We start from the raw sequence: 14,934 nt of genomic DNA on the forward strand, positions 1-14,934 counted from the left end.
CCCTGGCTCAGCGTTGGATTTGTCAATGTCCCGATAGCCCGCTACACATTTTTTCTCAGCTGGCTACTTCGGATCGTTCCATCCATCATCCTCGCAGCACACCAATGGGTTGGCCAAGCGCGCATGCCATAGCTCCGTATCCCATTATCTCCCCTGAAGGTCCCTTTTATTTCGTGCCTTGGCCCTTCGACCAACCCGCATGGTCACGGTGTTGAATGTAAAAATAGTCTTGCCCCAAAGTTTGGACGCCTAATAAGCTTTCACAGCACAGCCATTTTCACGAGCGCACTCTCTATCGCACACTGGCACTTTGCCAGAGCTGGCATCACACGCAATGAAGGTAATAGATTCACACTTCTCTTTTATCCTCCCCCAAAGACGACCATCGCCCCATTAGCAACGACAAAGCAAAACGAGGCGGTTCCATTGCGCGCTCCATTGCTTCAAAGGACCCCATCTTTACATGGAAAGAAGCGCCGCCAGGAAGCCCATGGTGATCCTATTGCACTCAGTGGATCAAGCTTAATCGCCACCGCGTCTTCGGTAGTACCTCCTGGTCATGCTTCCCTCTCGCCATCTATTTGAAGGGGCGGAGTCCACAAGCAACGCCCACGGCTAGGAAACGCCATAGTTCCCAATCCTGAAATTGCCTCCACCCCCGTTTCCGCCTAGTGCTCACCCAAGCGCGGGTAGACATGCCCCTTACGCAACGCTTGAAAGCCGGTCGGCCAAGATACTTCCCCAAGTAGCCTTTCAGTCTGCCTCCGGTTGTCAGCCTGCGATCCACTGTTTATCGCCATGCACAGGCTCGATGAGTCAAGGCAAGTGTTTGACCCACCCAACTTTAACTTTGCACCCCTGGACTTCCATGCCTTAAGGGACGGTGACGTTTCTTTGCGCGTGCATACTGGGCCGAACAAAACCGGGGGAATCACTTACGATCGGCCAGCTAATCCAAAAAGGGGAACTTACTCCTTTTCGATACGCTTCCAAAGCTTCTTCGCTTGAGTTTACTTTGAGGTTCGAATAGGTACCGTCCTCGTTTTCCCATCGTTCGTGCCAGAAAATAGCAGCTTTGAGACGCGGATATTTCCAGCTCATCCTTTCCATGGCCTCCGAAATCCACCGGGCTTTGCTCCCTGCCTTGGGGAACTCCCCAACGCCCCATTCCGCAAAGATGACGGGTTTAGCCGGATCCAGTGAACACAGTTGATCGTAGGGGTAATCAAAGGCGTCGGGAACAGTGATCCATGGTTCGTCAGGGAACTGCTTCCCATAGGCGCTCATTCCTAACCAATCCACGTATGAGGAGCCTGGATAGTACGCGGCAAAAGCATTCCAATCCACATGGTCTGGATAGGAGTAATTATTCACGTGGAATACCCATTGGATGTTCCATGCACCCTGGGAACGCACTCGATCGACCACGTAGCGATAGGCCGCTTTGTATGTCTCCGGTCCTCGATAGGCGCCCGGCTTACCAGGAAAGGGTTTTCCCCTCCCGTAGAACCAACCCGACCATGGAAACCAGGTCCCGTTCATTTCAATCCCCCAAGCGACAAGCAAAGGTTTGCCCAGGGCACGCGCCTCTTGTGCCCAATGATCAATGTAGGCATCCCATTGTCCGTGAAGGATGCGACGAAGATCACATCTTCCTGGAGGACCATTTTGCTCGTAAGGAGGACCCCAAGGGGACCAGTAGACCAAGGGGATGGCGCCGTAGGCGTAGATGATCTGGAGGCTTTCCTTGGGAAAGCGATTTTCTCCCCAATAGTTCGCAAAAGCTACAATGGCTTGGTGTTTACCCACGAGCTCCTCAAAGCCCAAAATACTCTCCAGCGTGACATGGTCTTCCGTTTCTCCAAAATCGATATAGGCACCCGTGTAGGCACCCTGTGGCGGAGGGATAAGTGCAGGTACTTGGGCAGCGGAAACCAAGGAATAGACTCCCCCGATCAAGACAATCCCTAGGATACCCGCCAACCTTTTCACAGGCTTGCGCTCTAGGTTCCCACCAGGACAGTCGCCCTTCTTTCAAGCTTCCCCCATCCTCCCCAGGCCCCACGCAATGCCCTGGCAATCGCGCGCCATACCGCCAAAGCCAAAAGAGGACGATACACAACCCTCATAGGAAGAACCCGCCACGCTATTCTAGCGGGTTCTTTTTCCCAGCAGGACGCCAGCAAAGCCGTTGCTAAATCAACAAGAAGAAAGGCCGCGCAATATCCGGCAAGCAAAAGCGGAACATGACCAAAGACCAGAGAAAGAAGAAAAGCCAAGTCGATCCAAGGACTCAGAGCTGGGAGGATCACTTGAAAGAACCACGCGCTTGGCAAGCTTATAAACCCCAAACCCGGCAATTTTCGATCAAAGAGCAGTTCCCGATGTTTCCACAAGCACTGTAGCGTGCCGTAAGCCCAACGGACACGCTGTCGAAGAAGCCCAGAAAACGTTTCTGGGGCCTCCGTCCATGCAATCGCCTCGGGAGTATACTCCACCCGGTAACCGGTTTGATGGATCCGAAGAGTTAAATCGGTATCTTCCGCTACAGTATCGGTTTGGATCCCACCCGCTTTCTCAAGGGCATCGCGTTTGACCGCACTCCAGGCCCCAGGAACCACCGTGATGGCATCGCAGATTCGATACGCCTTCCGTTCCAAGTGGAACCCACAAAGGTATTCAAGGGCCTGGAACCGCCCCAGCCACTTTTGGGTATTTCCCACTTTGAGATGTCCCGAGACGGCTCCAATCCCCGGGTCATCGAGAGAAGAAACGAGCCGCGCCAAAGCTCCGGGTTCCGCTTGGGTGTCCGCGTCGAGAAAAACCAGCCAGGGGTAACGGGCGTTGGCCAGACCAAGTTGGAGGGCATGGGCTTTCCCTCGATTCGGCTGTTGAAAGAGCCGGACCCTGGAATCCTTTTGGCTCATTTGGCGCACTACCCGAGCAGTGCCATCAGTCGATCCATCGTCTACCACGATCAGTTCCAAGGGACCTGGATACCCATTCCGAAGAACCGAAGCCAGGGTTCGGCCAATGACCGCCTCCTCCCGGTAGGCAGCAATGACGACCGACACACCACGGGTCTCCAGGCAGGCGGCCCCCTTTTTCTTTGGCCTCTTCGCTTCCGACCACCACGCAAGAGCCACAAGGAGAACCGTTCGAGCCACAACCATAACAGTGGCAATACTCACGAAGGACAGGCTTATGATCTTCCACCATCGCCACACAACAAACCCGATTCCGCTCACCCACTGCCCGGCACCACCTTGCTGGGAGACTACAGGCATGACATCCGAACTAGCCAGGCCCACCAGCTCCTCTAGGGAAACAATTCGATCGCCCCGGGCGCGAAGGTAATCGATGATCCTTGGGAGAGCTTCCACGGTCTGGGATCGATCGCCCCCCGAATCGTGCAAAAGAAGGATGTTGCCGAAGTGTCGCGCCTGGCGAACCCGTCTAAGTAAGACTTCCGATCGCGGCCGGCTCCAATCCTCTGGATCGATGCCACTAGACACCGTGATGTACCCCATTTGTTGAGCCAATTCGATGCAGAGGAGCTTCCGCAGATCATCCGGCCGTGTGTCGGCGTCATACGGAGGACGAAACAACACAGTCGAACGTCCCGTCAGAAACTCAATAAGCCGCCGCGTAGCGTTAAGTTCCAAAACGATCTGTTCGCGAGGGACAACTGAAAGATCCGGATGGGTATAGGTATGATTACCCAGTAAATGGCCCTCGGCGACGATACGATGCACAAGACCGGGATATTTCTCCGCTTGGACCCCTGTTACGAAAAAAGTGGCAGGGGCATGTTTGGCTTTCAAAATATCCAAAATCTTAGGCGTCCACTTGGGATCGGGACCATCATCGAACGTGAGCGCTACCCTATGGTCGGTAGGGTCAACTCCCGCGTGGTAGAGCGTCGGGTACGAAGGGAAACGGTCATAGTCCACTTCTACTTGATTGCGCCCGGCAGCACGAAGGATCCGGTGCCCCGGAACTGACTCTATTTCTGTTGTAAGAAACTCGCCTTCCCCAAGGTGGGCGATTGTCTGGTCGGGGGAAAGTTCCTGCAGCGCTTGCCACAGGGTAGCATCCGGGTCCGAGCCTGGAGAAACGCGCAAAAGGTCCCAAATCCAAGGATCCTCGCCCCCTAGCGGATAAATACCGATGCCTCCAACACCCTTTTCCCGAGCTGCCTGAAGCTCATTGAGAAACGTAATAGCATCGAGAAACCAAACCGAGTGTCGCAGTCCGCCGATGGAATAAACAAAATGGGGATTGAGCAGCGGCCGCTCCGAGCGGCAGAGGGTAACCCCGGCTTGCTTGGCCCGCACCATGGCATCCACGAAACGGATCGTATCCGCCTCAGATTCTCCCTCGGTCCAGTCGTATCCATACGTTCCCAAAACCGTGATCCACTGTTCCGGTCTCCCATAGCCCAAGGCCACGGTCAGCCATCCCTCAAACCAAGGCTGCGAAGCAATTGGCCCGGGAGGATCCTTTTCAGAATTCTCGTCGTGTAATCGAGCAACGAACCGGTCTACGACGCTGGAAAGGAAGTTGAGGTCCCATGCCTGGATACCGTCTCCCATCGGGACGCATAACCACAGTTCCTTTCCTGCTTCGTGAAGCTTGGCCGCCAAAAGTTCTACGAAACGCGTATACTGGTCACGGTCGGCACGATCCAGTCCTTCCCAGTCCAGGACGATTCCTTGAGCGCGAAGCTTATCCAGTTCCGCAAGAATCTGAGAAATGAATTGGTCCCACCTCTCCTGCGGGGCACGCACCAAGGCTTCAATCGCCTCTGGATCCGGAGCCCCCTCTCCGCTATTGGAAAGAACTGGCAAAAGATGCAAGCCCAGAGCCGAAGCAGTCGTGAGCACCCGAGGGTCAGGCTGGACCACCAGCTCCGTTTGCAACCCGCGCACCCATAACCATTCTGGACAGAGATGGGTTAACGTTTGACCATGCTTCTTTAGGGATTCCCAGCCGACAGAGTCACCTGCTGGCAGAAACGCCACATGGAGCTCCACCTGCGGTACGGAAAGGACCGGCGGGATGGCCGTTCGATTGCGACGACCCCCAGTCCACCTTTTTGCTAGAAAACGCTGCCAGGCCCGATCCTTTTCCGAAAGACGGCTTTCGGGAGTCTTCTCTCGCAAGGCGCGAATGGTTTTTTTCCAGGCCTCAATTTCCTTAGGCAGCGGGAGCGAAGGAGTAACCCAAAGCGAATGGACGAAAAGTGCTACCGCCGCAACTAGAAGTCCAGTAACAAGGACCAAGACTCTCTTGAGCCTCGACCATCGCCGACCGTGAGGATCGGCAAAAACAAAACTTTCTGGGGAATCCATGGACTTCGAAACGTAGCGGTCACAATAGGGTAGCGCGCACAAGGGCAACTGGTCTACCGTTCTTTACAAAACCAAGCCAAATACACTACTGCCGGCCCCCCCAGGGAAAGAGAACCCTTTTTGGGTTCTTTTTTTGAACCTCTCTCAGTTATGGGAGGCGGTAGCCATCCCTGTAGGGCCTCTAGTTACTCCTACCGATCCTATTTTGGAACTGTGCCTCTTTTGCCAAAAGAAACCGCTTTAGGGCTTAGATGTGTCCTCTTTTGGCTCTAGCCACCGAGCGATCCCCTCGGCCCCAGATGCCAAAAGAGCACGGTATCTGGGAAGCGAGCTTGGAAACCGGTCTTGCAGGAAGCGCAACAACCTCTGGCGAACATCGCACCGAAGGTCCCAGAGCTTATCTGGACTGCTTGCGCTCAAAAGGATGCGGATCTCCATCCCCCAGTCCTTGACATCTGTCACCTCCACCTTGGCCATCCTCCCATCCCACAAAGGGTGGTGCTGGAGGATCCGTAGAAGCTCCTCACGGATCGCCTCCACCGGGACAGTGTAGTCTGCATAAAGAAAGACCGTCCCTAGAAGATGGCCCGAATTGCGGCTCCAGTTTTGGAACGGTTTATCCACAAATTGCGATAAAGGCAAGATCAACCGGCGCTCGTCCCACAGCCGAATCACTACATAGGTCAGGGTAATTTCCTCGACCCGGCCCTGCTCTCCTTCGACCACCACCACATCGTTAATCCGAATGGGTTGTGTCCATGCAATCTGAAAGCCGGCAAAAAGGTTGGCTACCGTCCGTTGTGCGGCCCATCCCACGACCAACCCGGCTGCTCCCGCGGAAGCCAGAATGCTCCATCCCACCTTTCGGAGGGGTTCAAAGAGCATAAGAATGCTCACAATGGCTAAGAAAAGAACTGCGCCTACCCCTACCCGCTCAAAAAATTGCAGTTGGGTATGAATGCGCCGTGCGGTCGGGTCTTCCTCGCGTTCCAAGGGGTAGCGTTTGCGAACGAGCGCCGCCGTCTTATCAATGGCCCGAATCCCCGCGTAAGCAGCAAGTACAATGACGCCAATGCCACCAATTTTTTCAAGAAACGGCCGCCAGAACGGATGGTGTACAAACGCCTCAATGGCAAAGAAGGCGCCGAGAACCAAAACCGCGTACCGAAGGGTGTAGGCTCCTACTGCCAGGAGAACGCGAAAAGAAGTCGATCCACCCTCAGTTCGGGTGAGGCACCATCGCCGGGTTACTTCCGAGGCTGCGAAGAGAACCCAAAGAAACGAAAGAAAACTGGCTCCATCCGCCAGGGATTCCACCCGCCGGATGAGCCCAGTTTGTGGAAGCTCCCATAGCACGGCGCCGAGCCGGAAAAGGAAAAGAAAAACCAAAGAAAAAAGAAAAAAGGCTCCAGGGAGGGAGCAAACGCTAAGGATTTGCTGAAGAAGACCTTCTCTTGTCGAAACCCGCCAGTGCGTCACAAGCCAAACCCAAGCTAAGGCCAAAGCAAACGAAATCCCGAGTGCTATCGCCACCAGGAGCCATGGAACCGAAGCCGGGAGGGTAATCGCCAGGGTATTCACAAGCTTTCTACTGGCTAGAGTTTGCACGAACGCCACGAAGAGCGATCGATCCTAGAAATCCATCGCAAAAGCTTGGCTTTTTAAATTTAAGAGGAGAAAAAAGAGAGAAAACCAAAGATCGCAATTCAAGGCCGCTCGCTGTCCGATCTTCCCCAGTGTGTTTTTCCTCATGCTCGCTTATTTGGCATCTCCCATAAAGCTTCCCGCTTGAATCCTTTGTCCTCACAAATCCCTTCGCTCAGAAACGCTTTTGGTAGTCCCAAATACATCGTATCTTTGCACAAACCGAAAAGAAGCGTTTTTCTTGGACCGCATACTTTCTAGGCCAGTCGTTATTTGTCGCTCCTCCGACACGCGGGTTGAGACGCTTCTTGGCGAAGCCTCTTCTGCGCTTGTCACCCTCCTGTCGACTGGCTCGCTTCGTAGTTCCGGTGACACACTCCGACGAGGAATTGGAGTTCTTTACTACGAGCTACCGACAAAACTTCGGTCTCCCAATGATCAAGCCAATGCCCCTGGCCATTGAGCCGCTTCCCCAAATCCACACAAATCCCTACAGGAGCTTTGGGCTTGGAGCAATGATGTTCTGCATTTGATCTCCTTACTGGCATGGTCCCCTACCTGTCCGTTAAGGATTCCCGGCATCATTTGAACACCTAGGCCGACGAGCCCGCTAGCAGTCTTTGTAGGTTTTCGCCCGGCTACCTGAAGACAGCGAGGGAGAGCAGTGGCTCATGGTGCGGATGAGGCTGCCACATGCGGAGTTACGCCGCTCCTAAGGAAAGCCCATTCCCTTTCCTGGACCCGCTGGGGACTCATCTCGGACGTCGGAGCGGTGCGTCTGAACCGCACTCTGGCCCGATAGAGCTTCAAGAGGTTGAGGTTGTGCACCGCACAGTCGAAACCGCCAAAGGGCTCAGACCCACTCCAGGCCCTGCAACAAAAATGCCGAAGACCTCGGCACCTCATTGACTAGCTCGAATACTGGCTCCAGCGACGGTTCCCGCTGGCGGTACCGTTCGAGCACCTCCGGCGACCGCAAGAGGCGTCGGATCCGCTCCCGCAGCACGACGCCCTCGGGAGGGCAAGCCGCAAGAGGTGGACCCAGTACGATGCAGGCGGTGAGCCATCTTGTCCGGCGGAATCAAGACCCGAATCCCGCAAGCTTGCAGCGCTTCAATGGGCACCGTGTCGAAGTACCCGGCATCGGCCAGCAATGCCTCAGACTGTCGACCCATGTTCGCTTCGACTTCGTCGACCATGGCCAATAGCTGCGGAGTATCGGCCGCGTGGTTGATGAGGTCCGCCGCCCCGATGATCTGCGTCTCGGCATCGACCACCGCCTGGACGTTATACCCCGAAAGGCCCCCCTCGGCCTCCGTCATGATCCGGGAGTCCGGGTCGGTCAAGTTCCGCTGTGCCTTTGGCGAGGCCTTGGTTTGCTTGGGATCCTTTCGAAGCCGGTACGTCCGGCCGCCCTTTTCCGCCTCTGCCCGGCGCTTCTCAACCGTCCGCACACTCTCCCACAACTCATCGCCCCGCCGGTCTCCCCGAAAGAGCCGGTCCTTTTCCCGATCTTTCGCCTCCACCCGAGCGAACTAACGCGCAATCTCTTCCCGCAGCCGCTGCTTTTCCTGTTGCATCCAGGCGTAGCTCATGGCCGCCATGCTTGGAGGCCTACGCCTTGATCTTGGTGCCGTCCAGCGCCACCTGGCCCAGCTGGAACGTCCGGATGAATAGCTCTCTCCCGGGCCTCGAGCTCTGGCCGGCGCAATGCCGAAAGCGTCCCGTGGTCCGACGGATAACTGTGCGACAGCATCCCGCAAGGCGATGTCCTCGTGCAGGGCCCGCTCCAACCGGCGGGAAAAGCGGATGTTCTGGGGCTAGGCGTTAGAGCCACACCTTCACCATCATCACTCGACGCTAAGGGGGCTGGCCCCGGTTTCCGCCTTGATAGGTGGGGAAGATGGCGCACAGATCAAAGCCCGTCGACCACCTCGTCGATGAAGTGGGTCAAATGGTCCGGGGACAGCCAGTCCCCAGGGAAAAGGCACGTGGCAGTCCTGATTCGGCACGTATGGCTTAAACGGCTCCATGGCCGAAGGGGTTCAACACCCCCGAGCCAATTCATGGCAGCTTACCGAGAATCTCCACACAGCCTGCTAGGCTATCTATCGCTCGGACAGCACCTCCGCCTCCTCGGGTACCCTCTGCATGCCCTCTCCTGCTTGCCGGGCAGACAGCCGTATTTCCTCAGCACCCGTTTGAGCAGCCGCCGGAAGTAGGCCCAGACGTTCTTGCGCTCCGTCCAGTCGATGCCAACGTTGCGCCGGATCGTCTCGACCAGCTGGGCGACGATCCCACGGAGCGTCTCGTTACCCATCACATTGACAGCGCTGTCGTTGGTCTCGAGCGCGTCCTAAAACGCCGGCTCCCCTTCGCAAAGACTGAGCCGCTCACCCCGGAGGTCCGCCTCGCGCATCTCCCTGGCGAAGGCGATCAGCTCCTCGATCGCGCGATTCTGATATCGACGGATTGTCTCCTCCAGCATCTCGGCGAACGAGCGCGCCCGGATGACGTTCTTGGGGCGTCGCCAGCCGATTTTCCCCTTGAGCAGCTTCCTCAGTCGCTCGACCGCGAGGTTCTTCTATGACATGCCACGCACTTCGGCGAGGAACTTGTCGGAAAGAATGTAAATATCCGTCTTCTCCAACCTCGCTGCCGCGAAGATGTTCAGCACGCCCTCTGGTGCGACGGCGTGGGAGATGATCTATCGGATCACGTGCTCAAGTTCCGCCTTCGGCTGCGCCTCACAGGGTGCGCGCTTGGCGAGCCCCGTCCGGACCGCCTGGAAGAAGGCCACGTCGTCGCGGACCGCCAGGGCCTCCTCGTGCGGTGCCGCCAACGCGAAGGCTTGCGACAGCTCGTGCACCGCGCGGACGATGCGGTTCTTGCCGTTCTCCCTGCCGGCGCCGCCTGCCTGTGCGTGCCCGCACGCAGACAGGTGCTCGTCGCGGCGGGCAGGCTGGGCCAAGATGTGCTCCTGGGCGGGCGGCAGAAGCGCCGGGCGCTCCTGCGGCGTGCCGGTCGCCCAGCGTGACCAGTCGAAACGGTAGAAGAGGTCGCAGCAAATCTCGTACTTCTCCCGCATGACCGCCACGGCCTCGCCCTGGTCGATGGCGGTGCGGCCACTGCCACCGCTTTCGGTGTTGGTCGCCAACGCGGCCTTCAGTTCGCGGGCGAGGCCCAGGTAGTCCACCACCAGCCCCCCGGCTTGTCGCGGAAGACCCGGTTCACCCGGGCGATGGCCTGCATGAGCCCATGGGCACGCATCGGCTTGTCAGCGTCCATCGTTAGGCGACCCTCGCAGTAGATGGGGACGGTGGCCTTGTCGTCGACGGCGGGCTGGATGCCGTAAACGCTGATGTAGTCGCCGAAGACCGCGCGGGTGTTCTTGTCCTCGTGCTCCAGCGGCGTGCCCGTGAAGCCGGTGAACGAGGCATTGGGCAGCGCATCGCGCATGTGGCGGGCGAAGCCGTCAATGAAGTCGCGCTGGCTGCGGTGGGCCTCGCCGGCGATTACGAAGGCGATGTGGTGGGCGAAGCACCAAGGGGAATGTCGCAAATCTCTCCAGGGTTCCTCACGACAGCCGGACGCCACTGGCCGAACCCGCCGTGCGCGTTCACGGCCTGCGTCCATTCGTCGAGATAGCGGCGCTTTACTTTGCGCTGCTCCGTGTCCTCGCCCTTGGTTTCCACAACGAGCATGTCGCCATTCTTCAAACGCACCAGAAAATCTGGCCGATATTTCCGAACCACGCCTCGATAGACGTATAGCACCTCGAAGCCCAGGTGATCGTTCTTGACCCAGGCGCTCACAGCATTGCTGTTGTCGAGCACGAATGCGTCCGAAGCTTCCCAGTGCTGTCATAGACGCAAACGTTGATGTGCGACTTGCGGGTCCGCTCGCACGGCTTGCCTGTGTACCAGGTGCGCATGTCTCCGGTGGAGCGGATCGGGTGGTCACGGTCGAACGCCGGCATCAGGCGCTCGGTGTTCTCCTGTCGCACCGCCTCCCACACATGCTGCACCACGCGCGACATGTTGAGCGTGATGATCAGCCGTCGGCGCAGCTCGTCCTGGTAAAACAGCGGCGGCGAGATGGCGATGCGATCGGAGCGGACGAACTGCTCGACGATTCGCACCAACTGTGCCAGCAAGACCTCTCGACTGCCCTGCCAGGTGTGCTTCATCTGGTCGAACACGTCCCGCGCGGTCTCGAAGATGATGCGCTGGGTACGAAACTCACGTGCGAGCCGTTCCAGCTCGACCCGATTGATTTTGGTGACGTCGGGCTTGCCTTCCAGGATCGGGGCGAGTTCCGCAACCTAAGCGGTCTGGGCCGCGTCCAGCGCAAGCGTTTGTGCCTTGTCCCAGTCCAGCACCAGCGTGGGCTGGAAGACGCGGTCAATGCGCACGACGTTTGGCCAGCGGATCTCGAATTCGGCCTTGGCCGGCTCCGGCTCGACCGCGGTCTTCGGCGTCGGGGGAGGCGGAGGTCCGTCCTCACCGCCCTCGTGCGGCAGGAACGTGAACGGCACACCGAAGACGTTGACGTACTCGGGATCGAGCAGCCCCGTTGCCGGATTCAGCTCGTAGGAAGTGCGCCGCAGGCCCCTCCCTACGACTTGCTCGCACAGAAGCTGCGACGTGAAGGCGCGCAGGCCCATGATATGTGTGACCGTCTTGGCGTCCCATCCCTCGGAGAGCATGCCGACAAAGATGACATTCTGGATCTTCTCGCCGGGCTGCCCGGCCTTGCCCACCGTGTCCACCTTCTGGCGCAGCTGTTCCGCCTGGTCGGCCTTGGTCAACATGCGTTCCACCCGCCAGTTGTCTTCCTGTTCCTCGCCATCCGCGTTCTCGACGGGCGCCTCAACATGCCCGGCGGGCTCTTCCTGCGCCTCCGCCTCGTCGAGCACTTTCGAGTCAATGTGCAGGATGCGCTCCGGGTCGCACAGCTCATCAATGTGGATGCGCCGAGAATCGAAGGCATGTTTCACCCGCGCCGCTGTCTTGGTGCGGTTGCACACGGTGATCATCACCGGGGGCGTAGACTGCGTCTCTTTCCACTTCTTCCGTGTTTCCCGCCAGTCGTAGCCGAGCAGGTAATAGGCGTTCAGTACCAGGTCGGGAAGCGGCTTCTCGGGGTTGGCGCGGCGGTTGAGGTCGTCCTTGACCTCGGGGTCGTTACAAATGTGGTAGAAACGTGACTTGTACGTCTTGACGTCAGGTACCGCGTAGTCGCGAACCACCACACGCGGGGTCTTCACCAAGCCCGACTCAATGGCGTCGTTCAGGCCGAAGTCGCTGACGATCCAGCCGAAGAGGGCCTCCTCGCTGGTCCTCTTGCCCGAGGGCGCAAACGGCGTGGCCGAGAAGTCGTAACAGCGCAGAATGCCTCGGGTGCGATGCAGCCGGTGCAGCCCGCCGATCCACACCGTGGCCTCCTCGGCGCTGTCCTTGAGATCGCGTTGGTGAAGGTACTTGCCTTCCGCCTCCCAGTTCACCCGCCAGGCGTGGTGCGCTTCGTCGTTGATGAGCAGGAGGTAGCGGGCATTAGCCATCTCGCCCAGGACTTCGCGGGTGTAGGCCTCGTCGCTCTTGACGTCGCGCTTGTCCACGCTTCTCCGCTTCTTGAGCTGCTCTTCGCTCTCCCAGGCCAGCGCGTGCCAGTTGCGCACGAGAACCTTCCCCTGGCGCAGCTTGTCAAGCAGGGCCGAGGGCACGATATTAAAGGTTTCGTAGTAATCGCCCTCTGCCGAGGGATAGAGCACTTCCAGGCGCTTCTTCACCGTCAGTCCGGGCACAACGACGAGCACGTTCTTGGAAAAGCGCGCGGTCTTGTGGGTTAGCCACCTTATTGAGGACGTGCCAGGCGATCACCATCGCCATCACGAGGGTCTTACCGGAACCAGTGGCCATCCTACAGCACTGCCGCACAAAGTCGCCGCCATCACCGGGTATTTCTCAATGCCAACGCGCTCCGAGGCGGGCGCCTCGGTGAGCCAGATGAGCGTCTCCACCGCCTCCAGTTGGCAGAAGAAACAGCGCCGCGTATCGAACTCCTCCGGATCGCGCCAGTGTTCCAACAGGCGTTTGGTGATGCTGGTGACGCCCGGGTAGCCCGCCTCGCGCCAGGCCTTGACGCGCGGGCGGGTCTCATTGACCAGCGGAATTTCGACAAAGATGCCGGGGTCGTCGAAGGACTTCGAACCCGGCGTGGCTATCACATAGCCCGCCGGCCAGCGACCTTCGACCAACTCGAAGGTCCACGTCTCCCGATTATGGCGCCAGTGGAGTTTTGGCTCCTCGTAAGGCGAGTTGATGATCAGGCGGTCAATGGTCGTTCGGGCCATCATCAAGCCATTCACTGTCTTAAGCGATTTCCGGGACGGTTTCGAACAGCAGGCGGTGAAAATCGGCTTTTGGCGCCCGCTTAGACAGATACAGCATCTCGATCCCGACCACGCGGTCCTGATCATCGTAATCCACGACGATCCCTGGCGAGATTTCTTCGGATCGGCTTGCCGGCGCCTCGCTCAGCGCAAGATACAGTGCATCCGCTTGTTGGTCGATTTTTAGTTTCATGGTATGGTCCTCCTTCGGTCAAAGAGTACCGTCACCACAAGAGGCGGTTTTCGCTTGCTACTGATGATGGCACGTAGCACGCGATCCCCAAACTGGGGAACGCGCGCAAGCCGATGTTCCAGATTCGGGTCTACCGGGTCGGGCTCGATCACTTCTGGCGCAGTCAACACCTGTTCCATCCAGTGGATCTCGATCTGGCGCTTCGCAAGCACATCCCTCGCATGTTGCGTCAAAATGTAATCCATCGTTTGATCAGTCATCCAATCCAATCACCTTCAGGCTCTCGATGCCGCGGGCGTCCACGATCTTAAGCGCGGTGTGTTGGGCTTCTCTGGGCTGTGCCAGTATTCCAACAGGCGTTTGGTGATATTGGTAACGCTTGGGGAGCCCCGCTTCGCACCAGGCCTTGACGCGCGGGTGGATCTGATTGACCAGTGGGACCTCGACAAAGATGCCGGGGTCGTCGAAGGACTTCGAAGTCGGCGTGGCCACCGCATAGCCCGCCGGGCGGCAGCCTTCCACCAACTCGAAGGTGCGTGTCTCCCGGTCGTAGCGCCAGTGGCGCTTGGGTTCTTCATAGGGCGAGTTGATAATAAGCCGATCAATGGTGGTCCGGACCATCGTCATTATCCATCAATATCTGTGTGCAGGGACCTTACTTTGATTTCCGAGACCTTGCATATCGGTTTCGTTGGCTTTTCCAGAGTCACAAACTCGTCAACCTTGGCAGTCATTGCGGCGCCAATATGGAGAGCATCCATCGGTGCGACGTCATAGACGGAAGCGAGTTTTATCGCCTTCTCTGTCACCTTGGAATCGGAAGACACATTTTCCGCTGCGTTTCCCAACACCGCATTCATAAACTGAACTTCTTGCGTCCGTTTATGAAACGTCGGTTTAGGTAGCACTTCCAGTCTTAGAAAATCGCTCACCACCAGCTGGCGGTTAGCCTGACTTCCATTGAGTAGCGGCGTAAATCCTTGATGCGGAATGACAGGCCTTTCGGCTACTGGCTACATTGCTGCCCAGGCCGGAGGCTGGGAGAGGAGCGGGAGCAGACGAAGTTTTTCCAGGAGCCGATTCAGTTCCCGAGGAATTTTGCTCAAAAGGCGAACGATCGGCTTGCCTTCCACGGAGAGAACGCCGAGGCGGATTGCCTGGAAGCGGCGCAGGAGCGCAGGAACGTGTTCAACAACACCGAGCTTGCTCCACTCGGCGGCCCAACGAGCCGTCATCCAATAGGCCAGAAAGCAGATCCTCACGTGGTTGCGGACACGGTCGGGCCGCCAATGGTAGACCGGCCGGACCTCGAGGTAACTTTTTAATGCGCAAAAGGCCTGCTCGACCTC

The 14,934-nt window shown here is 57.9% G+C and carries 8 protein-coding genes and 4 pseudogenes; all 12 read right to left on the reverse strand.

Features of this window, described 5'->3' with window-relative positions:
• Positions 1–873: 873 nt before the first annotated feature.
• Entirely contained in the window at positions 874–1,992 is a 1,119-nt protein-coding gene (locus tag KK925_RS03615) for a glycoside hydrolase family 26 protein (RefSeq protein WP_214096260.1), read from the reverse strand.
• 11 nt (positions 1,993–2,003) lie between these two features.
• Complete coding sequence (locus KK925_RS03620; RefSeq protein ID WP_214096261.1) at positions 2,004–5,354, reverse strand: glycosyltransferase; 3,351 nt, start codon at positions 5,352–5,354, stop codon at positions 2,004–2,006.
• A 240-nt stretch (positions 5,355–5,594) separates the two neighbouring features.
• A complete protein-coding gene (locus KK925_RS03625; RefSeq protein WP_214096262.1) occupies positions 5,595–6,971 on the reverse strand; it encodes a mechanosensitive ion channel family protein in 1,377 nt (458 codons plus the stop codon).
• A gap of 359 nt (positions 6,972–7,330) precedes the next feature.
• Positions 7,331–7,546 (reverse strand): hypothetical protein, encoded by a 216-nt coding sequence (locus KK925_RS03630; RefSeq protein ID WP_174583039.1) that lies wholly within the window; start codon positions 7,544–7,546, stop codon positions 7,331–7,333.
• A 354-nt stretch (positions 7,547–7,900) separates the two neighbouring features.
• Positions 7,901–8,524, reverse strand: coding sequence for a transposase (locus KK925_RS03635; protein WP_174582549.1), 624 nt, complete (start codon positions 8,522–8,524; stop codon positions 7,901–7,903).
• 582 nt (positions 8,525–9,106) lie between these two features.
• Positions 9,107–10,517, reverse strand: a pseudogene (locus KK925_RS11120) (type I restriction enzyme endonuclease domain-containing protein); the annotation flags it as partial.
• Positions 10,514–13,353: pseudogene (locus tag KK925_RS11400) on the reverse strand (BPTD_3080 family restriction endonuclease). The pseudogenes KK925_RS11120 and KK925_RS11400, both read right to left, overlap by 4 nt.
• Positions 13,354–13,372: 19 nt before the next feature.
• Positions 13,373–13,585, reverse strand: coding sequence for a DUF2283 domain-containing protein (locus KK925_RS03690; protein WP_174583040.1), 213 nt, complete (start codon positions 13,583–13,585; stop codon positions 13,373–13,375).
• Positions 13,582–13,845 carry a DUF4258 domain-containing protein gene (locus tag KK925_RS03695; RefSeq protein WP_174583041.1) on the reverse strand — a complete coding sequence of 88 codons (264 nt, stop codon included), beginning with the start codon at positions 13,843–13,845 and terminating at the stop codon, positions 13,582–13,584. The genes KK925_RS03690 and KK925_RS03695 overlap by 4 nt, the downstream gene beginning before the upstream one ends.
• 66 nt (positions 13,846–13,911) lie before the next feature.
• Positions 13,912–14,206: pseudogene (locus tag KK925_RS03700) on the reverse strand (BPTD_3080 family restriction endonuclease); the annotation flags it as partial.
• A 5-nt stretch (positions 14,207–14,211) separates the two neighbouring features.
• The gene (locus tag KK925_RS03705) at positions 14,212–14,445 is read right to left on the reverse strand and encodes a PIN domain-containing protein (RefSeq protein ID WP_174583042.1); all 234 of its coding nucleotides are present in this window, start codon (positions 14,443–14,445) and stop codon (positions 14,212–14,214) included.
• Positions 14,446–14,598: 153 nt separating this feature from the next.
• A pseudogene (locus KK925_RS03710) lies at positions 14,599–14,934 on the reverse strand (IS1634 family transposase); the annotation flags it as partial.

It is taken from the genome of Candidatus Methylacidithermus pantelleriae (assembly GCF_905250085.1).
In the GTDB taxonomy this organism is placed as follows: domain Bacteria; phylum Verrucomicrobiota; class Verrucomicrobiia; order Methylacidiphilales; family Methylacidiphilaceae; genus Methylacidithermus; species Methylacidithermus pantelleriae.

What these genes read in the sequence shown, in the direction of transcription:
- KK925_RS03620 (WP_214096261.1), bottom strand. Translation starts at nt 5,354, where the DNA reads ATGGATTCCCCAGAAAGTTTTGTTTTTGCCGATCCTCACGGTCGGCGA.
- KK925_RS03630 (WP_174583039.1), bottom strand. Translation starts at nt 7,546, where the DNA reads ATGCCAGTAAGGAGATCAAATGCAGAACATCATTGCTCCAAGCCCAAA.
- KK925_RS03690 (WP_174583040.1), bottom strand. Translation starts at nt 13,585, where the DNA reads ATGAAACTAAAAATCGACCAACAAGCGGATGCACTGTATCTTGCGCTG.
- KK925_RS03695 (WP_174583041.1), bottom strand. Translation starts at nt 13,845, where the DNA reads ATGACTGATCAAACGATGGATTACATTTTGACGCAACATGCGAGGGAT.
- KK925_RS03705 (WP_174583042.1), bottom strand. Translation starts at nt 14,445, where the DNA reads ATGAATGCGGTGTTGGGAAACGCAGCGGAAAATGTGTCTTCCGATTCC.